The sequence below is a fragment of the Streptomyces sirii genome, assembly GCF_045690365.1.
Lineage (GTDB): Bacteria > Actinomycetota > Actinomycetes > Streptomycetales > Streptomycetaceae > Streptomyces > Streptomyces sirii.
This window is the reverse complement of the sequence record NZ_CP147982.1, coordinates 7,684,827-7,706,148: the sequence shown is the minus strand read 5'-3', so window position 1 is coordinate 7,706,148 and position 21,322 is coordinate 7,684,827. Positions and strand designations below refer to the sequence as shown.

General features: G+C 72.5%; 20 protein-coding genes. 1 reads left to right on the top strand and 19 read right to left on the bottom strand.

Annotated features, from left to right (window positions below):
- Window positions 1–3 precede the first annotated feature (3 nt).
- Genes WAB15_RS34240 through WAB15_RS34220 form a run of 5 tightly spaced genes read right to left on the bottom strand, consistent with a single transcriptional unit; the run spans window position 4 to window position 6,111 of the window.
- Window positions 4–1,047: a 2-hydroxyacid dehydrogenase gene (locus WAB15_RS34240; protein WP_407288626.1), complete on the bottom strand. Its 1,044-nt coding sequence runs from the start codon at window positions 1,045–1,047 to the stop codon at window positions 4–6.
- 53 nt (window positions 1,048–1,100) lie between these two features.
- Entirely contained in the window at window positions 1,101–1,727 is a 627-nt protein-coding gene (locus WAB15_RS34235) for a histidine phosphatase family protein (RefSeq protein WP_407288625.1), read from the bottom strand.
- Window positions 1,724–3,235, bottom strand: a complete 1,512-nt coding sequence (locus WAB15_RS34230) for an FGGY-family carbohydrate kinase (protein ID WP_407288624.1) — start codon at window positions 3,233–3,235, stop codon at window positions 1,724–1,726. Before WAB15_RS34230 ends, WAB15_RS34235 begins: the two co-directional genes overlap by 4 nt.
- Window positions 3,228–4,799 carry an FGGY family carbohydrate kinase gene (locus WAB15_RS34225; protein ID WP_407288623.1) on the bottom strand — a complete coding sequence of 524 codons (1,572 nt, stop codon included), beginning with the start codon at window positions 4,797–4,799 and terminating at the stop codon, window positions 3,228–3,230. The genes WAB15_RS34230 and WAB15_RS34225 overlap by 8 nt, the downstream gene beginning before the upstream one ends.
- A 13-nt stretch (window positions 4,800–4,812) precedes the next feature.
- A complete protein-coding gene (locus WAB15_RS34220; protein WP_407288622.1) occupies window positions 4,813–6,111 on the bottom strand; it encodes an MFS transporter in 1,299 nt (432 codons plus the stop codon).
- Window positions 6,112–6,348: 237 nt separating this feature from the next.
- On the opposite strand from WAB15_RS34220, the gene WAB15_RS34215 reads away from it, so the two are divergent.
- Window positions 6,349–7,131, top strand: a complete 783-nt coding sequence (locus WAB15_RS34215) for a DeoR/GlpR family DNA-binding transcription regulator (protein ID WP_399145192.1) — start codon at window positions 6,349–6,351, stop codon at window positions 7,129–7,131.
- Window positions 7,132–7,163: 32 nt separating this feature from the next.
- Here WAB15_RS34215 and WAB15_RS34210 read toward each other — a convergent pair whose 3' ends face one another.
- The 14 genes from WAB15_RS34210 to WAB15_RS34145 all read right to left on the bottom strand — a co-directional run bounded on the left by WAB15_RS34210 (window position 7,164) and on the right by WAB15_RS34145 (window position 21,299).
- The gene (locus WAB15_RS34210; protein WP_407288621.1) at window positions 7,164–7,862 is read right to left on the bottom strand and encodes a VOC family protein; all 699 of its coding nucleotides are present in this window, start codon (window positions 7,860–7,862) and stop codon (window positions 7,164–7,166) included.
- Between the two features lie 97 nt (window positions 7,863–7,959).
- On the bottom strand, window positions 7,960–9,141 hold the full coding sequence (locus WAB15_RS34205; protein ID WP_407288620.1) for an acyl-CoA dehydrogenase family protein: 1,182 nt from the start codon (window positions 9,139–9,141) through the stop codon (window positions 7,960–7,962).
- Window positions 9,138–10,103: a 3-hydroxyacyl-CoA dehydrogenase NAD-binding domain-containing protein gene (locus WAB15_RS34200; protein WP_407288619.1), complete on the bottom strand. Its 966-nt coding sequence runs from the start codon at window positions 10,101–10,103 to the stop codon at window positions 9,138–9,140. Before WAB15_RS34200 ends, WAB15_RS34205 begins: the two co-directional genes overlap by 4 nt.
- Window positions 10,104–10,223: 120 nt before the next feature.
- The gene (locus WAB15_RS34195) at window positions 10,224–10,961 is read right to left on the bottom strand and encodes an acetoacetate decarboxylase (RefSeq protein WP_399145188.1); all 738 of its coding nucleotides are present in this window, start codon (window positions 10,959–10,961) and stop codon (window positions 10,224–10,226) included.
- Window positions 10,962–11,001: 40 nt separating this feature from the next.
- Complete coding sequence (locus WAB15_RS34190; protein WP_399145187.1) at window positions 11,002–11,814, bottom strand: crotonase/enoyl-CoA hydratase family protein; 813 nt, start codon at window positions 11,812–11,814, stop codon at window positions 11,002–11,004.
- A gap of 91 nt (window positions 11,815–11,905) precedes the next feature.
- Window positions 11,906–13,081 (bottom strand): CaiB/BaiF CoA transferase family protein, encoded by a 1,176-nt coding sequence (locus WAB15_RS34185; RefSeq protein ID WP_407288618.1) that lies wholly within the window; start codon window positions 13,079–13,081, stop codon window positions 11,906–11,908.
- A gap of 238 nt (window positions 13,082–13,319) precedes the next feature.
- Entirely contained in the window at window positions 13,320–14,225 is a 906-nt protein-coding gene (locus WAB15_RS34180; RefSeq protein ID WP_407289345.1) for a LysR family transcriptional regulator, read from the bottom strand.
- Window positions 14,226–14,247: 22 nt separating this feature from the next.
- Window positions 14,248–14,769: an acyl-CoA thioesterase gene (locus WAB15_RS34175; RefSeq protein WP_407288617.1), complete on the bottom strand. Its 522-nt coding sequence runs from the start codon at window positions 14,767–14,769 to the stop codon at window positions 14,248–14,250.
- Window positions 14,770–14,810: 41 nt separating this feature from the next.
- Entirely contained in the window at window positions 14,811–15,488 is a 678-nt protein-coding gene (locus tag WAB15_RS34170) for an ABC transporter ATP-binding protein (protein ID WP_399145184.1), read from the bottom strand.
- The gene (locus WAB15_RS34165) at window positions 15,472–16,392 is read right to left on the bottom strand and encodes an ABC transporter ATP-binding protein (protein ID WP_407289344.1); all 921 of its coding nucleotides are present in this window, start codon (window positions 16,390–16,392) and stop codon (window positions 15,472–15,474) included. Before WAB15_RS34165 ends, WAB15_RS34170 begins: the two co-directional genes overlap by 17 nt.
- A 62-nt stretch (window positions 16,393–16,454) precedes the next feature.
- A complete protein-coding gene (locus WAB15_RS34160; protein ID WP_407288616.1) occupies window positions 16,455–17,366 on the bottom strand; it encodes an ABC transporter permease in 912 nt (303 codons plus the stop codon).
- Entirely contained in the window at window positions 17,359–18,315 is a 957-nt protein-coding gene (locus WAB15_RS34155; protein WP_407289343.1) for an ABC transporter permease, read from the bottom strand. The genes WAB15_RS34160 and WAB15_RS34155 overlap by 8 nt, the downstream gene beginning before the upstream one ends.
- A 38-nt stretch (window positions 18,316–18,353) precedes the next feature.
- Window positions 18,354–19,952 carry an ABC transporter substrate-binding protein gene (locus WAB15_RS34150; protein WP_407288615.1) on the bottom strand — a complete coding sequence of 533 codons (1,599 nt, stop codon included), beginning with the start codon at window positions 19,950–19,952 and terminating at the stop codon, window positions 18,354–18,356.
- 126 nt (window positions 19,953–20,078) lie between these two features.
- The gene (locus tag WAB15_RS34145) at window positions 20,079–21,299 is read right to left on the bottom strand and encodes a S1 family peptidase (RefSeq protein ID WP_407288614.1); all 1,221 of its coding nucleotides are present in this window, start codon (window positions 21,297–21,299) and stop codon (window positions 20,079–20,081) included.
- Between the last annotated feature and the right edge of the window lie 23 nt (window positions 21,300–21,322).

Sequence of the window (21,322 nt, the reverse complement as noted above, 5' to 3'; positions counted from 1 at the left end):
CCGTCAGTTCTCCTTCATCACCTCGGGGTTGGCGCAGTGCAGCAGCGGCTCGCCGCGCAGATGGCGGCCCACCTCCTCGGCGACTATCCGTGCGGCCTTGTGCGCGACCTGCTGGCTGCCGCCGGCGATATGCGGGGTGAGGACCGCGCCGGGGGCGGTCAGCAGACGGGAGCCGGCGGGCAGCGGTTCCTCGGGGAAGACGTCGAAGCCGGCGCCGGCCAGCTGTCCGGAGTCCAGGGCGTCGCAGACCGCGTCGTAGTCGAGCAGCGCGCCGCGGGCGCAGTTGACCAGGATCGAACCGCGGGGCATCGCGGCGATCTGCGCGCGGCCGATCATGCCCCTGGTCTCCTCGGTGACCCGGGCGTGCAGCGAGACGATGCGGGAGCGGCCGAGCAGTTCGTCGAGCGGGACCTGCTCGGCGATGCCGGCCAGCGCCTCGGGACGTACGTACGGGTCGTGGACGAGGACCTGGGCGCCCATGGCGGCGAGCACCTTGGCGACCCGGCTGCCGATGGCGCCGAAGCCGATCAGGCCGACGGTGGCGCCGTCGATCTCGATGCCGCAGTTGTCGTAGTCGTAGTAGTCACCGCGCCATACGCCCCGACGCAGGTCGGTGTGGGTGTCGCCGACGCCGCGGGCGGCGGCCAGCATCAGGGTCAGGGTGTGCTCGGCGGTGGCGGTGGCGTTGCGGCCTGGGGCGTTGCAGACGGCGACGCCGTGGCGGGTGGCGGCTTCGAGGTTGGCGTTGACCGGGCCGCCGCGGCTGGTGCAGAACAGCTTCAGGTCGGGGCAGTTGGCGAGGATCCGCTCGGTGAGCGGTCCGTGCTCGGTGACGCAGATCTCGGCTCCCCGCAAGGCCTCGATCATCTCGTCCTCGCTGCCGGAGGCCTCGATGACCTCGGCGACCGGGCCGAAGGGAGTGTGCGGCCAGTCGAACCGGATCTCGCGGACGTCCAGCGGTGTGTCTCCGGCGGCCGCGCGCACGGCCTCGGTGAACAGGCTCGGGCGGATGAAGTGGTTGCCGGCGACGAGGACGGTGGTGCTCATGGGTCTCCTTCTCCTGAAGGGCGGTAGGGGGCCGGGTGGGCGCGTACGGGCGGTCAGTGGAGCGCGGGGGTCTGGGTGAGGGCCGGTGCGTTGAGGCTCAGCAGCGCGGTCCGCCCTTGGTCGACGCGGAGCTCGGTGAGGGCGCCGTTGTCCAGCCGGGGGAAGACCCGGCGGTAGTGGGCGAGCGGGATGCCCAGCAGATGGCAGAGCAGGACCCGTACGAGGGTGGAGTGCGCGACCACCAGGACCCGGCCGTCGGGTTGTTCGCGAGCGATGTCGGCGAGGCAGTCGGCGGCGCGCTCGGCGGCGTGCCGGGGGTGTTCGCCGTCGGGCAGGTGGTGCTCGACGGGGTCGGTGAGGAAGGCCGCCAGCCGCTCCGGGAAGCGCCGGCTCATCTCGTCCCTGGTCAGTCCCTCGCCCCGGCCGAAGTCGACCTCGTAGAGCCGCTCGTCGATGCGCGGGGTCAGCCCGCAGGCCTCGGCGGCGGGTGCGGCGGTGAGCCGGGCCCGGGAGAGCGGGGAGCTCCAGACGGCGGTGAGTCGGGCGGTGGTCGCCCAGGCGGCGAGGGCGGCGGCCTGGGCACGGCCGTGGTCGGTCAGGGGCACGTCGGTGCGGCCGGCGTAGCGGTTCTCCGCATGCCAGACGGTCTCGCCGTGGCGTACGAGGATGAGGTCGGTCACTGCGCTGCCCTCCTGCGGGCGTGGTCGGCCACGTCCTGGCCGAGCCAGCCGCGGCGGGTGAGTTCGTCCAGGAAGCGGAGGTGGACGGGGGCGTAGCGGGCGGTGCGGGCGGGTCTCGGCGCGATCTCCCGGTCGATGCGGACCATGGCGGCGGCCGCCTCCTCAAGGCCCGCTCCCGAGGAGGTGGCGGCGAGGACGGCCATGCCCAGGGCGCCCTCGGCCTGCCGCGGCAGCCGCACCGGGCGGCCGAGAACGTCGGCACGAAGCTGGCACCAGTAGGCGTTGCGGGCACCGCCGCCGGTGAGGGTGAGCGGTCCGTCGATGGGCGCGCCGAGGTGGTCGAGGTAGTCGAAGCAGAGCCGTTCGAGGCAGGCGACGCCGAGGAGCCAGGCATGGAACTCGGCGGCACGGGTGGGGACTTCACCCAGGACGAACGGTTCGGCGTCGGGGGCACGGAAGGGGAAGCGTTCGCCGCCGGTGGAGACCAGCGGGTAGCCGACCGCGTCCGGGTCCAGGGCCGCGGCCTGCGCGGTGAGCGCGTCCAGGTCGGCGCCGTGGAAGTGCCGGGAGAGGACTCCGGCGCCGCTGCTGGAGGCGCCGCCCGGCAGCCAGGTGCCGCCCGGTCCGCGGTGGCAGTAGACGACGCCCGCCGGGTCGCGGACCAGGTGCGGGCTGGTGCCCTTGAGGACCAGGGTGGTGCCGAGCACCGAGTTCCAGGCGCCCGGGGCGAGCGCCCCGGCGCCGATCTGCGCGGCGCAGCCGTCGGTCATCCCGGCGACGACGGTGGTCCCCTCGGGGATGCCGGTGGCCGCGGCGGCGTCGGCGCATACGGTGCCGAGCACGCTTCCGGGGCGCACCACATCGGGCAGCAGCCCTTCGGGGACGCCGAGTTCGTCCATCACCTCCTGCGGCCAGCGCTCCTCGAGCAGGTGGTAGCCGGTCTTGAGGGCGTGGCTGGCATCGCTCGGCACCTGGTGCCCGGCCAGCCGCCAGGTGAACAGGTCGACCTGGTGCAGCAGCCGGGTCCCGGTCCGCAGGGCGGGGGCGTTCGCCAGCAGCGCGACGAGCTTGGGCAGTGCCCAGGACGGCTGCATGCTGCGGTAGCCCAGCTCCTGCCAGATCTCCGCGCCGGCCGCGTTGACGGCCGCGGCCTGCTCGGCGGCGCGCCCGTCGTCGTACATCAGGCCGGGGGTGAGCGGGGTGCCCCGGGAGTCGGCGAGCAGGATCGTGCCGGAGGTGCCGTCGAGGGCCAGCCCGCGGATCCGCCGGGTGTCGATGCCCGCCAGGGCCTCCCGGCAGGCGGCGGCCAGCGCGCGCCACCACTCCTCGGGGTCCTGCTCGTGGCGGTTGCCGTGGCGTCGACTGGTCAGCGGGCGGGCGGCGGTGGCCAGGACCTGCCCGGTGCCGTCGACGGCGACGCAGCGTGCGCTCTGGGTGCCGAGGTCGAGGCCGAGCCAGATGCCGTCGAGGGCCGCGGGCGGGCCGCCGGGGTGGTGCGGGTCAGACAAGGGTGCCTCCAGGGGCGGTACCGGTGGTGTCTACGGGGTGGCCGGTGGCCTCGGCCGGGCGGCCGGGCGCCGCCGGGCCGCCGCGCCAGGTCGCCCGGCCGCGCCAGCCCGCCTCCCGGGCGAGCCCGCGCCAGCGGAGGAAGTCGTCGTACAGCGCGGCGTAGAACTCCGCGCGCTGCGGCTCGGGCTCCCAGCTCCGCTGCATCCGGACGTATTTGGCGGCGGCGCTGTGCATGCTGGTCTCGGCGCCGGTGCGGACCAGGCCGGTGAGGAAGGCTCCCTTGGCGCCGAGTTCGGTGTCTGAGGAGCGTGCGGTGGGCACGCCCGTCGCATCGGCGATCAGCGCGCACCAGGCGTCGCTGTTGGCGCCGCCGCCGCACAGCCGCAGCTCGTCGACGTCCGTGCGGGCGGCGGCCAGTGAGTCGCGCAACACCAGCGAGAGTCCGTCGAAGACGGCGCGCGCCAGGTCGGCGGGCCGGTGCTCCAGGGACAGACCCCAGAAGGAGCCGCGGGCCCCCGGGTCGAGGAACGGGGCGCGCTCGCCGGCCGGGGAGAGGTAGGGCAGGAACATCAGCCCTCGGGCGCCGGGCTCGGACTCGAAGGCCAGCTGCGCCAGCTCCGGTGGCCCCGGCAGATGCAGCAGTCGCGCCGCCCAGCCGAGCACCTCGGCGCCGTTGAGCGTGGGGAAGGCGCGCAGTACCCGTTCGCGGCCCCGGTAGGCGATATGGATGCCGGACGGTTCGCCGCTGGTGTCGATCTCCGTACGGACGATCTCGGTGCACAGTGTGGTGCCGAGGATGCTGCAGGCCTGGCCGGGGTTGACGACGCCGACGCCGCGGGCGGTGGAGGCGATGTCGTAGGGGGCCATCACGACCGGGAGCCCGGCGGGCAGCCCCAGTTCGGCCGCGGCCGCGGTGGTGATCTCGGCGATCCGCTGCGACTCCCCCAGGACGGTGGGCAGCAGCCGTTCGTACGCGCCGAGGCCGAACAGGTCGAGGATGTAGGGGTCGTATGCGCCGGTGGCGTGGTCGAGGAACGGGGCCGAGGCGTCGGATTCGTCGGTGGCCCGCACGCCGGTGAAGCGCAGGAAGAGCCAGCCGGCGGCGGTGAGCGAGGTGGCGGAGCGGGCGAGCCGGTCCGGGTCGTGGGCGGCGAGCCAGCTGAAGAGGGCGTTGGGCATCCCGGCGCAGGTCAGCGAGCCGTTGCGGCGGAAGGCCGCCTCCAGGACGCCGTCGCGCTGCCAGGCGCCGAGCTGCTCCCCGGCGCGGCCGTCGGACCACAGGATGGCGGGTCCCGTGGGGCGGCCGCGGTCGTCGACGAGCCAGGCGCCGTCGCCCTGAGCGGTGAAGGACACCAGCCAGACCGGGTCGGTCAGGCCGTCCAGCACCGTGCGGACGGTGTGGACGACGGCGTCCCAGACTGCCGCCATGTCCTGTTCCGCCCAGCCGGGGTGCGGGCGCAGGACCTCGGTGGCCCGGCGGGCGACGGCGATCTCGGTGCCCCGGTCGTCGAAGACGACGGACTTGATCACCGTGGTGCCCACGTCGATGGTGAGTACGGACATCAGTGGGGTCCTTTCACGCCGGCGCCGAGGCGGCGGCGGGCGCGGTGTCCGCGGTGCCGGCCGTGTCCTTGGCACTCGGCTCCGGCAGCGTCAGGAAGTGGGCGAGTACGGTGCTCACCGCGTACATCCCGGCGAAGATCCAGACCACTCCTTCGACCCCGAGCGTCCCGACGAACGCCGCGACGACGGCGGGGCCGACGAAGGTGCTGGCCCCCGCGCCCAGGTTGAGCGCGGCCAGCGCCTGCCCCTGGTGCTTGGGCTCCAAAGTGGGCACCAGCGCCGAAAGCGGTACATAACCTGCCAGCGTAGCGCCGTAGAACGCGGCGACCAGGAGGGCGAGCGAGAAGTTCGCGCCGACGGCGTGCGGGACGTAGAAGAGCAGCAGGGTGCTGACCGTGCAGCCGGCGCCGCCGAACCAGGCGATGGTGCGGCGCCAGCCGAAGCGGTCGCCGAGCACGCCGAACAGCAGATTGGCGAAGATGTTGGTGGCGAACATCGCGCTGAGCAGGTGCAGCCACTCGGTGAGGGTGAAGCCGACCGTCTTGGTGAAGTGGATCGGCATGATCACGAAGAAGCCGAACTGCGAGGCGGTGTTGATGACCCGGACGACGGAGCCGACCCCGACCCTGGGGTTGCGCCACAGGATCGTGACGCTGCCGACCAGCGTGGCCACCGGTCCCTCGCCCTCGGCACGCGGCCGCTTGCCGCCGTGGTCGTCGCGGACCAGCACCAGGGCGATCAGTCCGCCCGCGGCCACCAGCACCAGAGCGGCCCACAGCGTGGCGTAGGCGCCGATCTGCGGGATCAGCCCGCTGGCGACGAGCGAGCCGAGGGTGGGCAGCCCGCCGGTGAAGGCGAACCAGAACCAGCCCATGGCCGTACCGAGCCGGGCTCGCGGCGCCACTCCGGCGATCCAGACCAGGAAGCCGTAGGCGAACAGCGGATAGCCCAGGCCGCGCAGCCCGTAGCTGGCCATCATCAGCGGATAGCTGGTCAGGGGTATCGCGGCGGTGAGGAACAGGACCTGGAAGACACCCCAGATGCCCAGCCCGGCCCACATCACACGGCGCGGGCCCCACAGGTCGGACAGCACTCCGGAGAGCCAGGCGGCGATGCCGGCGGCGATCCCGTAGACGGTGAAGAGCAGCGCGACCCGGGACTCCGAGAGGTGCTGGTCGATGAGGTACGGCGAGAGATAGCCGGACTCGACCCCGTCTCCGATCATGAACAGGAGGAGCCCGAGGTATCCCCAGGCGAGGGTCGGCGGAATGCCCAGGCGGGTGATCAGCGAACGCGGCGGAGAGTTCGTCATCGAATCTCCCTTTCTGCGGCGGCGTGGCAGGGGGGCAAGGGGGGTGGACGGAGCGATGGAACAGCCGCGCAGAATCGGGCGTCAATGGCCCGTGGAATCTTCGCATCAGGGCCGCGACCAGCCGTGTTGCGTCGTACCGGAACCGCATGTGGACACCGCTGCGGGGGCGGGTGCAGTGTTAAATCCGTGCGAACATAACGCGGCGAATTCACGCGGAGCCGAGGGGCGAGGAGCGCGATGGACCGGGTCGAGGCCCAGGAGGAGCGGCGCCGCCGCATGCGCGAGACCGTCATCTCCCGCGGATTCGTGCGCACCGCGGACCTCGCCGAGGAGTTCGACGTCAGCCTGATGACCGCGCACCGCGATCTGGACGCCCTTCAGGCGCAGGGCTGGCTGCGCAAGGTGCGCGGCGGGGCGACCGGGCTGCCCTCGGCGCAGTTCCACGGCAGCGTCGCGGAGCGGATGGCCACCATGGCGCAGACCAAGCAGCAGCTGGCGCGGGCCGCCGCGACGCTGCTGGTCTCCGGGCAGACCGTGCTGCTCGACGACAGCACGACCTGTCTGCTGCTGGCCCACCAGGCCGCCGAGCACACCCCGCTGACCGTGATCACCAACTCCCTGCCGGCCATCACCACGCTCGCCAAGGAGCCCGGTATCTCGCTGATCACGCTGGGCGGGGCGTACTTCCCGGCGTATGACGCGTTCATGGGCCCGCACACCGCGGACGCCGTACGGGCGTTCCGCGCCGATGTGCTGTTCATGTCCACCACGGCCGTCACCAACGGCCGCTGCTACCACACCTCGCCGGAGACCGTGCAGGTCAAGCGGGCCATGATGGAGAGCGCGGGGCGCCGCATCCTGGTCGCGGACCACACCAAGTTCACCAAGGGCGGCCTCTACGCGCTGGCCCCGCTGACCGACTTCGAGCTGCTGATCGTCGACGACGGCCTGCCGGCCGAGCAGATCCGCGCCGTACGGGCCGCCGGCACCGAGGTCATGGTGGTGCCGGCCAGGCCGTGAGGCCGGAGGTCTTCACCAGCGATCGGGGGCCTTCACCGGCCGTCAGGGTCCGGACCCGGCCAGCCGGCCACGCCGACACACGCCTCGTTCCCCTCGGGGTCGGCCAGCACCCAGTTCGACGGCGCGTCGGCGTCGTTCACCAGGCGGCCACCGGCCGCGAGGGCCGCGGCTATCCGCGCCTCGGCCTGGTCATGCGGCACCCAGACGTCGACGTGCACCCGATTGCGCTGCGGGCGCGGTGCGTCCATCTGCTGGAAGTAGAACGGCGCCCCGCGGCGGCGCGGGTCGATCAGGTCCTCGCCGCTGTTCGCGCGGTCCTGGTAGCCGAGCAGGGCACGCCAGAAGCGCACCACCTCGGGGCCGGCGAGGGCGTCGACCGTGACCTGGACGGTCTGCACGCCGGACGGGTCGGCCGGGATGTCCAACGCGCGTGCCACGGCGGAGATCTGCCGGGCCAGCTCGATATGCCGCTCGGTCAGCCCGTAGTAGTGGTCCGTGACCGTGATCAGCCGTACGGTCGCGCCGTCGTGCCGCACATCGGCGTCCGGCTCGCCGTCCCCCACGCCCGGCAGCTCGGCGATCGCCTGCACAAGCCGGGCGCCGGCCGCGAACGACCCGGTGCGGAAGTACGCGCACGCTCCCTCACCGACCACCCGCCAGTCCTCCAGACCGGGGGTCCGGTGGAACTGAAGCGGCCTGATGCGCTCGGTCCTGCTCTCTGCGTTCGTCATGCGCCCAACGTAGCGTGGGGGTCCGACAACACCCTTTGACCATTGGGTACTTCGGCATCCCTCGCCCGGGCAGACGCCTCGGGGCACCATCGGGCCGTCAGACGAAGGCGCTCTGCCCCGTGATCGCCTTGCCCACGATGAGGGTGTTCATCTCGCGGGTGCCCTCGAAGGAGTAGATGGCCTCGGCGTCGGCGAAGAAGCGGGCGACGTCGTAGTCGAGCACGATGCCGTTGCCGCCGAATATCTCCCGGCTCCAGGCCACGACCTCGCGCATCCGGCTGGTGACGAACGCCTTGGCCAGCGAGGAGTGTTCATCACGGAAGACGCCGGCTTCCTGGAGGCGGGCCAACTGGACGAGCATGCCCCAGGAGGCGGTGATGTTTCCCAGGCTCTTGACGAGGAGGTCCTGCACCATCTGGAAGCGGGCGATCGGACGGCCGAACTGCCGGCGCTCGCGCGCGTAGTCGAGCGCGAGCTCATAGGCGCCGATCATCACGCCGAGCGCCTGCCAGGCGACGCCGCTGCGGGTGGCCCGCAGGATCTCCGCGACATCCCGGAAGGAGTCGACCCGCTGGAGCCGGTCGGCCTCCGGGACCCGCACGTCGGTGAGGGTGATGTCGGCGTTCTCGACGATGCGGAACGCGGTCTTGTTCTCGATCTTGGTGGCCGTGAAGCCGGGTGTGCCCTTCTCCACCACGAAGCCCTTGACGTTGTCGTCGGCCTCGTCGCGGGCCCAGACGACGACCAGGTCGGCGAAGGTGCCGTTGCCGATCCACCGCTTGGCGCCGTTCAGGATCCAGTGGTCGCCCTTGCGCCGTGCGGTGGTGCGCATCCCGCCCGCCACGTCGGACCCGCCGAGCGGCTCGGTCATGGCGAAGGCGCCGATCCTGTCCAGGGCGGCCATCGCGGGCAGCCAGCGGCGGCGCTGCTCCTCGTCGCCGCCGCGGTAGACGCTGTACATGGCCAGGCCGTTGTGGACGCCGAAGAAGGTCGCGGACGAGGCGTCGGTGCGGGTGTACTCCATCGTGAGCATCCCGACCAGCAGATGGCTCGCGGCGGGCAGCGGGTCGCCGTACCCCTCGTACGCGACGCCGGCGAGCCCGAGTCCACGGAACCGGTCGATCAGTTCACGGGGGAACTCGCCCTTCGCCCAGGCGTCGTTGACCAGCGGCTTGACCTCGTTGCGCATGAAGTCGCGGGCCTGGAGCAGCAGTTCGCGCTCGTGGTCGGGCAGCAGGTTTTCGTAGCCGTAGAAGTCGGCGGCGAGCTGGTCGGTCATGACCGGGTCTCCTCGTTCGGTGCGGTGGTGGTGTCGGTGTTCAGGGCGGCGAGGACGGCGAGCTGCCTCTCGTCGCGCTCCTGGGTGAGTTCGCCGTACGGGCGCGAGCCGTAGGCGTCCTCCACGGCGGCGATGAGCCGTTCGGTCTGGGCGGGGCTCTGCTCGGGGCGGCCGAGGGAGTCCCACATCCGCCGCATGGAGGGGCCGATGTGCTCGGCCATGTGCCGGTAGCCGCCGGGGCCGCCGCCCAGATGGGCGCCCAGGAAGGGGCCCACCGTCGACCAGCGCAGACCGAGCGAGTTGACCATGATGGTGTCGAGCTCGGACGGGCTGACCACGCCCTGCTCCACCAGGTGGATCGCCTCGCGGCTGAGCGCGTTCTGCAGCCGGTTGCCGACGAAGCCGGGGATCTCCTTGCGCTCCACGACCGGGACCCGGCCGACCGAGCGGTAGAAGGCGACGGCCCGGTTCACGGCGTCCTCGGACGTGCGCTCGCCGGGCACCACCTCCACCAGCGGCACGAGGTGCGGCGGGTTGAACGGATGGCCGATCAGGATCCGCCCGGCGTCGTCGAGCCCGCCGGTGAAGGCGCTCGACGGGATGGCGGACGACGAGCTGAGCAGGAGTGCGTGCGGCGGGGCTGCGCGGACCAGGGTGGCGAACAGCTCACGCTTGAAGTCGGCGTCCTCCGGGCCGTTCTCCTGGACGACATCGGCGTGGCGTACGGCGTCGGTGACGTCGTCGGCCGGCCGGACCCGGTCGGCGAGACCCCGGACGTCGAGGCCCTGCCGGGCCAGCTGCGGGGCGGCCTGCGCCAGCGCGGTGTCCACGGCTTCGGCCAGGTCGGGGCGCGGGTCGCTGACCCGTACCGCCATGCCGTGGGCGGCGAACAGGGCGGTCCAGGAGAGCCCGATGGTCCCGGCTCCGATCACCGCCGCGGTGGGTGGTGGTGTCTTGCTCATGACGGATGCCTCTTTCGGTGCGGTCGTGGTGATGTGGGTGCGACCGCCGGAACTTCGGTGCGGTCGCGGTGACTTCGATTGAGTCGCTGCCGCTTCGGCGCTTTTGTCGCCCGTACGGGATCAGCGCGCGAGATAGTCGTGTACGGGCCGGACCGGAGCCAGCGTGAGGTCGGTCAGGACGTGGCTGACCGAGACGATCTCGCGCACCGGCAGATCGGCCAGCGGGGCGAGGACGTGCTCGAACAGCTGCAGCCGGGCGGGCCCGCTCCAGGCGCCCTTCACCACCACATCGCTGATCTCGGTGCGGACCAGCTGGGCCACCTGCGTGGTGCCGTCGAACCCCGGCACCAGCTTGAGCATGAAGGTCGGCACGGTGATCTGCGCGGCCGCCTCATCGGGGTCCAGCTCGTGGTGCTTGTAGCCCATCGTCGCGGTCGCCACCCGGACGGTGCCGTAGTCCAGGACGCCGACGAGCGCGCCGTGGTCCACATACAGGGCGGGCGATCCGGCGACCTTCGGGTAGGCGCCGGCCTCCCGTCCGGACGCGGTGGCCGGGAAGTTGTCCAGGTACATGGCGTGCAGATACTCGCCGCGCTCGCCGTCGTACCGGACCGGGATCGCCTGACCGGCTTCGGTGTACGGCCCGTACCCGGTGACGTCGCCCATCCGCATCACCTCGAAGCGGACCAGCGGCTCATCGATCTCCAGCGGTTCGGGCACCACCGCGCGCAGCGCGTCGCGGTCGGTGCGGTAGACGATGTTGAGGTACTCGCGGTCGGTGAAGCGCGGGATGACCGGCGGATACGCCGGGTTCATCAGGGGCGTGGCGAGGTGCTGGGCAATGTCGTGCTGCTGCATGGCGGAGGGCCTCTTCTCCTGTTTGTCCGTGGTGTCGTGCCTACTTGCCCTGCCACACGGGGGCCCGGCGCTCGGCGAAGGCGGCCATGCCCTCGCGTACGTCGGCCGATGCGGCGAGCGCGGCCATCTCCCGGCGCTGGGCGGCGAAGGCGGCCGGTTCGGGTGTGCCGTCGGCGGTGCGGGCGATCCGCTTCACGGCGGCGAGGGCGAGCGGGGCGTTGTCCGCGAGCAGCTCGGCCAACTCCAGTGCCACCGCCGCGGCCTGCCCGGCCGGTACGACCCGGTTGGCGATGCCGAGCCGGCCGGCCCGCTCACCGGAGACCGGCTCGCCGGTCAGCAGCAGCTCCATGGCCAGGTGGTACGGAATCCGCCGCGGCAACCGCACCGCTCCGCCACCGGCCGCGAGAAGCCCTCGCTTGACCTCCGGCAGGCCGAACCGGGCGTCGTCCGCGGCCACGATGAGGTCGCAGGCCAGGGCCAGTTCGAAGCCCCCGCCCATGGCCCAGCCCTCGACGGCGGCGATCAGCGGCTTGCTCGTCGCGGCCTCGGTCAGCCCGCCGAAGCCGCGGCCCGGGATCTCGGGCGACTCGCCGGCCAGCGCGGCCTTGAGGTCCATTCCGGCGCTGAAGGTGCCCTGCGCGCCGGTGAGAACCCCGGCCCGCAGCGCCGGGTCGCCCTCCAACTCGTCGATGGCATCGGCGAGTTGCGAGGCGACCGCGGCGTTGACCGCGTTCCGGGCGCGCGGCCGGTCGAGCGTGATGAGCAGAGCGGTGCCGATCCGCTCGGTGCGTACGACGGGGGTGGCGCCGACTGCGGGGGCATCGGGCGTGGTGGCGTCGGGGGTGCTGGGCATGGCCCGGGGTCCTTTGCGATCGGGGTGCGGTTCGGCACGGGTGAATCAGGGCCGAAATCCGCGCGGAATGAGGGGTGTCCAGGTGGAAGCGTCAGCGGCGCCGGGGCGCGGCAGCCAGCTCGTCGAGGACCTCGTCGGTGTGCTGGCCGGGCAGCGGGGCGAGCCGCCGGACCGATCCCGGGGTGGCGGAGAAGCGCACGGGGATGCCGACGGACCGGATCGGGCCCTCACTGGGGTGCTCGACCAGGTCGAGGAGGTGGCCGTCCCGTACGTACGGGTCGTCGGCCGCGCGGTCCAGTTCGAGCACCGGCGCCATGGGGATGCTGTGCTTGGCGCAGACCTCCTCCCACTCCTGGGTGGTCAGCGCCGGCGCGCACTGGGCCACCAGCTCCATCAGCGGGTCGACGTCGGCGTCGTCGATGACGGTGCCGGCCACCCGCGGGTCCCCGGCGAGATCGCCGCGGCCGGCGGCCGCGAAGAAGTCGCGGAAGTTCCGGGCGTGGTACGGCACGATGCAGGCCAGCCCGTCGGCGGTGGGCACCGCCCGGTGGCCCTGCTTCATCGACAGCGGGAACCCGGTGGAGCCGACCGGCGGCTCGTAGACGTGGCCCGCGAGATGCTCGACGAGGTTGAAGGCGATCAGCGTGTCCGTCATGGGGATCTCGATGTGCTGGCCCCGGCCCGTACGGTCGCGGTGCACCAGCGCGGCAAGCACCGAGTAGACGATGGTCAGCCCGGCGACCTTGTCACCGATGATCGTCGGCAGGTAGACCGGCCGGCCGAGCGCCCGTTGGGCCACGTCCACCAGCCCGGAGGAGGCCTGCACGGTCTCGTCGTAGGCGGCGTGGCCCGCCCGGTCGGAGTCGCCGCGGAAGCCCTGGGCGTGGGCGTAGACCAGGCCGGGGCTGCGCTCGGCGAGGTCCGCGTAGGTCAGGCCGAGCCGGGCCAGGGCGCCGGGTCGCATATTGGTGATCAGCACGTCGGCGGTGCCGATGAGCGCGAGGGCGCGCTCGCGGTCGGCGTCGTCCTTGAGGTTCAGCGAGACGCTGCGCTTGTTGCGGTTGACGTTGAGGTTGAGCGGCGTCATGCCGGGGGTGGTGCGATAGCTGCCCGCCCGTACGGTGTCGGACGGCGACTCGATCTTGATGACGTCGGCGCCGAGGTCCCCCATGATCTGGGCGGCGTAGGGCCCCATCACCACCGTGGACAGATCGATCACCCGTACGCCGTCCAGCGGGCCGGCGGCACTCTCGTTCGTGGCGTCCATGGTCACTCCTGCGGAAGGCGACTGAAGTAGATGTACTACGAATGTTTCTGCCTTCGACATTAGGCGCGAGGCCGCCGAATGAGAACGATCAAGAAGCGAAGAAGGGTATGACCACAGCGGTCATACCGCAGGTCATGCCCTACCGAGAGCCCTCCGCGTCACCCCGAGAAGGCGCGCGAGAAAGGCGCAGTGAATTCAGTGGGAAAAGCAGGGGAAGCAGGGTAAGCGGTCGGCGATATCAGGCGGAAAGCCGTTCGGCGAAGATGCCCCGCGCCTCGGTGACCAGCTCTTCCAGGTCGCCGCCGGACTCCGCCCGGTCCTTGCGGAAGAGCAGTCCGGTGGCCAGTTCGGCCGGGAAGTCCACCACCGGCAGCACGGTCACATTCTCCAGCCGGTAGAGATGCATCGGACTCTCCGAGGAGAGCATCGTCAGGGAGAAGGCGATACCTCCCGAGACCAGCTCGGAGGTGCCCGCATAATCCGAGCTGTTGATGCGGATCCGCTTCTTCACGCCCGCGGAATTCAGCCGGGCGTCGATCTCGTCGAAGTACGCGGGCATCGCCTCGGGCGCGGTCGCCACATACGGCAGCTCCCGCAGGTCGTCCAGGGTGAGCGACTCCCGGCCTGCGAACCGGTCGGCGGGCACCGCCGCGCCCAGCCGTTCCCGCATGACCTCGATGATGCCGAGCGCGGGATCGGAGACCGGCAGCCGGGCCAGCGCCAGCGCCAGCCGGCCGTCATGGACCGCTTCGGCGAGGCCGTTGGACCGGCCGGGCCAGCGCTTGAGCTCGTACGTCGTACGGCAGGCCGCCTCGAGCTCCCGCACCCGGGCCCGCAGCGCGGGGTGGATTCCCGACGGCATCCCGATGAGCTGGGTGGCCCGCTGCGGACGGACGGCCTCCCGCAGCCGCCACGGGATGGAGTTGACGCGTTCCAGCACATCGCGGGCCAGCGGCAGCAGCGCGGCACCGGCCGGCGTCAACGCGACGTGGTGGGTGCTGCGCTCGAAGAGCGGCTGGCCCAGCTCACGCTCCAGGTCCTTGACGCGCTGGCTGAGCGGAGAGGCCGCCATGTGCAACTTGCGTGCCGCCTGGGAGAAATTCAGCTCTTCGGCAACCGCCACGAAGTAGCGCAGGTGCAGCATGTCCACACGGTCACACTACCCGTCAGTCCTCGGCGAGGCCGAGCGCCGCGGGGTCCTGTGCCAGCTCGTGGAAGACCGCCCGCGGGTCCTGGAGCAGCGTGCGCTCGGTGAGGTCCAGCAGCCCGCCCACGGCGCTCAGCTCGGCGGCCACCGTCCCGTCCGCCTTGCGGACGGTCTGCTCCACCCGGAACGTCCGGCCCTCGCCCCAGACGAACGCACAGCTCACCTCGACCTCGTCGCCCGCGCGCAGCTCCCGCCGATAGCGGATGGTGGTCTCGATGGTCACCGGGCCGATGCGCCGGTCCACCAGGTCGCTCTGCCGGATACCGCTCGCCTGCAGCAGCGACCAGCGGGCGTGCTCGGCGTACTGCAGATAGACGCTCTGGTTGAGATGGCCCTGAGAGTCCGTCTCATAGCCGCGGACGGTGACCGGGACGGCGAAGGCCGCGAACGGCTCCGCCGGGACCGCCCCGGGCGTGCGCTCCGGTCCGCCCGCCGGGTCCTCGCCGGCCGTGGTCCGCGCCGCATCCCTTGCTTCTGCCACGATGTCTCCCCGTTCCCCGTGAGGCCCATGGGCCACTTGATTCACATCGTAGGCGCCGCGGGCGTGCGGCTCAGCTCCTCCCAGCCGACGGTGCGGTCGCACCAGCGCTCCAGGAGCGTACGGTCGTGGCCGACCGCGAGCAGACCGGCGCCGCTCTCCCGGCGGTAGTCCTCGACGACGGCCACCAGCGCGGCGGTTGTCGAGGCGTCCAGCATCGCGGTCATCTCGTCGCAGATCAGCCAGCGGGGCCGCAGCACCAGCGCACGGGCCAGGCAGGCGCGCTGCAACTGCCCGTCGCTGACCTGGTGCGGACGGCGCGCGAGCAGCTCCCCGCTCAGGCCCACGGTGGGTGCCAGCTCGGCGATCCGGTCCGGGACGCGGGCGCGCCGCCCGGTGGCCCGCAGCGGTTCGGCGATCAGGTCGGCAAGGCTCAGGCGCGGGTCGGCGGAGAGCCGGGGCTGCTGGAAGAGCACGCCGTAGGCGGTGCGCTGGGCGCGGGGTGCGCGATGGCGCCAGCCCGCGGCGGGTGCGCCGTCCAGGACGACGGTGCCGGAGTCGGGCCGGTGCAGCAGTGCGGCGACCCGTGCGAGCGTGGACTTGCCGCAGCCGCTGGGGCCGAGGAGTCCCACCGCCTCACCGGGGGCGATGGTCAGCGAGACGCCGCGCACGACGGGTGTCCGGCGGTCGTATCCGGCGGTGATGTCACGCAGTTCGAGCATCGTCCGCCTCCTTCTTCGCCGTCACCGGGTGGTGGCAGGCGACGCCGTCGTGTGGTGCGGGCACCGTCTCGCAGGCCGCGGCGGCCCGCCCGCAGCGGGCGGCGAAGGCGCAGCCCGACGGGAGATCCCCCAGCTCCGGCGGCATACCGGGGATGGGGACGAAGGCCCGGCCGGGGAGCGCGTCGAGCAGTCCGCGGGCGTAGGGGTGCCGGGGGCCCGGGGCACCGAAGAACCCCGGTGCGTCGGCGAGTTCGACGATCCGGCCGGCGTACATCACGGCGACCCGGTCCGCGATCCGCTCGGCCGCCGCCAGGTCGTGAGTGATCATCAGCAGCGCGTGGCCCGCACCGGCCTGCCTGCGCAGTTCGTCGACGGTGCGGTCCACCAGGTCCCGGTCCAGCCCGGTCGTCGGTTCGTCGGCGAGCAGCAGCGGGGCGTCGCCGACCAGCGCGAGCGCGGTGGCCGCACGCTGCGCCAGCCCGCCGGAGAGCTGGTGCGGGAAGCGGTCGAGGTGGTCGAGGGGGAAGGCGGCGCGCGCGGCGGCCCGCTCCGCCGCCGCCCTGAGGTCGCGCCTGGCCGTCCCCGTCAACTCCCGTACGGCCTCCTCCAGTTGCGCGCGCACGCTCCGTACGGGCGTCAGATGCGCGGCCGGGCTCTGCGGTACCAGCCCGATCCGCCGCCCGCGGATCGCACCGGCGAGTTCCCGCTCGGACGCGGTCAACAGCTCGGTGTCGCCCAGCCGCGCCGAACCTGCCGTCTGCGCGTTGCCGGGCAGCAGCCCGAGCAGGGCCGAGGCCAGCACGGACTTGCCGCAGCCACTCTCGCCGACCAGTGCCAGGCACTCCCCCGCGGCCAGGTCGAAGGCGGCATCGGTGACGGCGTGGACATGGCGGCCGCCGGGCATCCGGAAGCGTACGGACAACCCCCGTACGGACAGCACGGGGCGATCGGGTCGCGAGGGCGCGCTCAAAGCATCAGCTCCGATCGGCGACGGGGGTTGATCCGCTCCCGCCAGACGCCGGCCAGGCCCGCGACGGCGAGGGTGGGGACGATGATGAACAGGCCGGGGAAGAGGGTCGGCCACCAGTCACCGGCCAGCAGGGAGCCGCGGGCGGTGTTGACCATGCTGCCCAGGCTCGCCTCGTGGGCGGGCAGCCCCAGGCCCAGGAACGACAGCGCGGACTCGTGCCAGATGGCGTGCGGGATCATCAGCACGGCGGCGAGCCCGGCCTGCGGCAGCACACCGGGCAGCAGATGACGCACCGCCACCCGGGCGCGCGAGGCGCCGCCGGCGAGGGCGGCGTCGACGTACGGGCGGGAGCGCAGCGAGAGCACCTCGGCACGCACGATCCGCGCGGTCGACAGCCAGTGCGTCAGCGCCACCGACACGATCACCGGCCAGATCCCGGGCCGGAACATCGCCACGACGAAGATGCCCAGCAGCAGATGCGGCACCGACGAGAACAGGTCGACGATCCGCATGACCGCCCGGTCCGCCCAACCGCCGAGCGCACCGGCCAGCGCGCCCACCGCCGTGCCGAGGACGGTGGCGGCCAGCGCCGCGACCACGCCGACGAGCAGGGAGACCCGCAGCCCGTGGACACAGCGCAGCAGCAGGTCGCGGCCGACCTCGTCGGTGCCGAACGGGTGGGCCCAGGAGGGCGCTTGGAGCTTGGCGGCCAGGTCGACGGCCTGGGCGTCGAGGGGGAACAGGAGCGGGACGAGCGCCACCGCGAGGACGATCAGGCCCACCAGCGCGGCGCCGGCCCGTATCCGCAGCGCGCGCAGGGCCGGGCCGCGGCTCCGTCCGGGATCGGGGGCCGCCCCGCTCGTACGGCGCGCGGCGCGTGGGGACGGGTGCCAGGTGGTGTCAGCCATCGAAAGCCACCCTGGGGTCGGCGAGTCCGTAGAGCAGGTCGGACAGCAGGTTGCCGACGAGGACGGCCGCGGTGGCCAGCACCGTGAGCGCGGCCAGCAGCGGGAAGTCCACGCCGGTGGCGGCCTGGACGGTGGCGGCGGCGATGCCCGGCCAGCTGAAGACGGTCTCCACCAGCAGGGCGCCGGTGATCAGCTCCGGCACCCGCGAGCCGATCAGGGTGAGGACGGGCAGCAGCCCGGAGCGCAGCGCGTGCCGCAGCAGCACGGTCCGCTCCCGCAGGCCGCGGGCCCGCGCCCCGCGCACGGGGTCCTCCTCCAGGGCGTCGCCGACCCCCTGCCGCACGTACAGCACGAACCAGGGCAGTTGGGAGAGGGCCAGCACCACGGCGGGCAGCACGATGTGGCGCGCGATCTGGCCGGCGGTGGCCACGTCGGTGCCGGAGTCGGTGAGTCCGCCGGCCGGCAGCACCCCGAGCCGGAGCGCGAACAGCCAGACCGCGAGCAGGCCGAGCCAGAACGGCGGCGCGGCCTCCAGGACGTAGGCGGCGGAGCCGACGGCGCGGTCGAGCAGCGAGCCGCGCCGCCGGGCCGCGAGCACGCCCAGCAGCGTGCCGAGGACGACGGCGAGCGCGAAGGCGAGGGCGCACAGCAGCACCGACCAGCCGATGCGTTCGCCGATGACCTGGGAGACCGGTGCGCGCAGCGTCGAGGAGTCGCCGAGGTCGCCGGTGAGGGCGTGGGTCAGCCAGTCCCACCAGCGGGCCAGCAGCGGCCGGTCGGCGCCGAGGTTGTGCCGGATCTGGTCGAGGTTCTCCTGGGAGGCGGTCAGCCCGGCGGTGCCCGCGTACGCCTTGACGGGGTCGAAGGGCGAGGCCGCGGCCAGCGCGAACACGCCGAGGGTGACGGCGAGCAGGACGGGCACGGCGAGCAGCGCCCGCCGTGCCGTCATCCGCGCCATCGGCCCCCAGGGGAGAGGGGTGGTCGCGCTCACTTGCCGGTCTGCCAGTCCTCTACGTTCCACCAGGGGCCGGAGGCCAGCCCGTGGTCGTGCGGCTCGACCTGGGTGGTCAGGCCCGGCCGGCGGTCACCGACCACGTAGAGGTGGTCGATGTGGGTGAGGAAGATGTAGGCGGGGTCGTCGGCGAGCCGCCGCTGGACGGTGTCGTAGGCGGCCTTGCGCGTCTTGTGGTCGTCGGTGCGACGGGCCTCGACGAGCTTGGCGTCCACGGTCTTGTCGGCGTAGCGCGACATGTTGTTGAAGCCGTCGCCGGCGAGCGAGGAGTGCAGCAGCAGGTACTGGTCGAAGTCGGGGTCGGCCGGGCTGCCGCCGCCGGCGAGCACCGCGTCCCGCTTCATGTTCGGCTCGATGGCCTCCCAGGTGCCGGACTCGGTCTTCACCTCGATACCGGCCTTCTTGGCGTCGGAGGCGAAGGCGAGCGCGTGCTCCTGGCGGAGCTTGTCGCCGGAGAGGTACCAGAGCGTGAAGGAGGCCCGCTGCCCGCCCTTGTGCCGGACGCCGTCGTCGCCCTGCTTCCAGCCGGCGGCGTCGAGGATCCGCGCGGCCTTCTTCAGGTCGTGCGGGCGCTCGGTGCCCTTGGCGAACCACGGGCTGTCGGTGGGCACCGGCCCGTAGGCGGGCTTGCCGGCGCCGCTGAGGATGCCCTCGACCATGGCCGGGCGGTCCACGGCGACGTCCAGCGCCCGGCGCACGGCGCGGTCGCCGGTGACGGGGTGGGCGCTGGGCAGGGTGACGTCGCGGTAGTCGAAGGTGGTGGCCGCGAGGGTCTTCTTGCCCTTGTCGGAGGCGAAGGTGGCGGCGAGGGCCGGGGGCAGGACGGCGCCGTCGAGATCGCCGGCGCGCAGCCGGGTGGCACGGATGTCGTCGTCCTTGATGATCGCCATGGTGAAGTTCTTCACCTTCGGCGCGCCGCCCCAGTAGGTGGGGTTGGCCTTGAAGGTGAGCTTCTCGCCCTTGGACCAGTGGGTGAGGACGTAGGGGCCGGTGCCGATCGGCTGGGTGGTGAAGGTGCCGGTGTTGACGTCCTGCTTGCCGACGATGTGGCGCGGGGCGATGGGCAGTACGGTGCGCTCGGCGAACGGCGCGTAGGGGTACTTGAGATGGAAGACGACGGTCCGGTCGTTCCTCTTCTCCACCCTGTCGAGGGCGTCCAGTTCGGCCTTGGAGGCGTTGTTGGTCCTCTCGTCGAGGATGGTCTCGTAGGTGAAGACGACGTCGTCGGCGGTGAAGGGCTCGCCGTCGGAGAAGGTCACTCCCGGTCGCAGGGAGTAGGTGTAGGTCCGGCCGCCGTCCGAGACCTCGGGCAGTGCGGCCGCCAGCGCCGGCCTGAGCTTCATGCCGGCGTCGTGGGTGAGCAGCCCGTCGAAGATCTTGGAATTGCCGTCCTTGCCGTAGCCCAGCAGCGGGCTGAGCGTCTCCGGTTCGTAGGCGATGCCGACGACCGCGGAGTCCTTGCCGCCGGCGGCCCGCCCCCGGCCGTCGTCCGGCGCCGAACAGGCCGCCGTCACCAGCGCCAGCGCGCCTGTCAGCGCCGCGGCGGCCCCTGCGCGTATCGACCGGGCCGTCATGCCCACACCCCTAATGAAGATCGACTGTTATTGCGAGTTGGCGTTATTGCGAATGCTTCGCAATTAAGCGATCCCATTAAACAGTACGTAAAGGGACGGCCGTGAACCGGCCTCCGGCCGTATGCGTCAGGAGGAGGTACCGGTCTTCAGCGTCAGGTTCCACTTCGCCAGCGGCTCACCGACCGGCTGGAAGATGGTGATGGTGCTGCCGCCGTCGCCGTCGCAGCCGGAGGACCCGCCGCCGGAGTGCACCCCGACGGCCATCGGGTTGTTGAGCTGGGTGATGTACGAGCCGCCCGAATCTCCGGCCGCGGAGCAGGCGTTGGTGTACGAGAGCCCCTCGATCGTCACATTGCCGTAGTCCACGGTCTGGTCCACCCGGGTGATCTCGCCGCAGTGCCAGCCGCTGGACTGGCCGGAGCGGCAGATCGACATACCGACGAGGCCCTCCTGCGAGCCGGTGACGGTCACCGGACGGCCGCCCTGGCCCGCCACGGTCGAGCTGAGCGCCCACTCCGGCTGGTCGACCTCGACCAGCCCGAAGTCGCCCTCGCGCCCGTTGACGCTGTGCTTGCCGCCCAGGTTGGACGTGCCCAGCCGGCTGCCGTCCTTGCCGTAGGCGGCCTGCGCCGCGGTCAGGGTGCAGTGACCGGCCGTCACAAATCCCCGCAGTCCGTGCGGGCCGGTCACCGAGAAGCCGATGGAGCAGATCCCCTCGTTGCCGGGCATCCAGCGCTCACCGCCGATGACCCGGCCGTCCTGCTGGCGCGGCGACTGGTCGGTGTGCTCGACGGTGACCGGGATCTTCGCGCGGGTCCCGAAGCCGCGGACGGCCTTTTCGAACTCGTTGGTCTGCGCGGTGCGCTTGGTGCGGTCGACCCGGATCACCACGCCGTTGGTCCGCTCGTCCACGCCCCAGCCGGTGACGCCCGGTACGCCCTTGCCGGCCCGTCCGTTGATCTGCGCCACCAGTGCGATCAGCGCGGCGTGGCTGTGCGACACCGCCCTGGGCACCGCGCCCACCGCCCGCACCCGCTGGGCGTCGGCGGCGCCGGTGACCGCGACGATGAGTTTGCCGCTCGCCTTGTCGAACCACATCCCGGCGGGCGGGGTGCTCAGCGCCCGGCGCACCGCGGCCGCGGCACGGTGGGCGTCGGTCTCCTGCGCGAGCCGGATGCGCAACTGCTCCCTGGTCAGTCCGAGGTCCCGGCTCATCGCGTCGAACATGCCGCGCGGCTGGGGCGTCGGATCGGGCTGCGGTGCGGCGTGCGCCGGGCTGAGCGAGCCGACGGCCGCCATGGCCGCGACGGTCGCGCCCCACAGGGCGGCCTTGCGAAAGCGTTGCATCGGGGATCTCCTCGCGGTGTCGA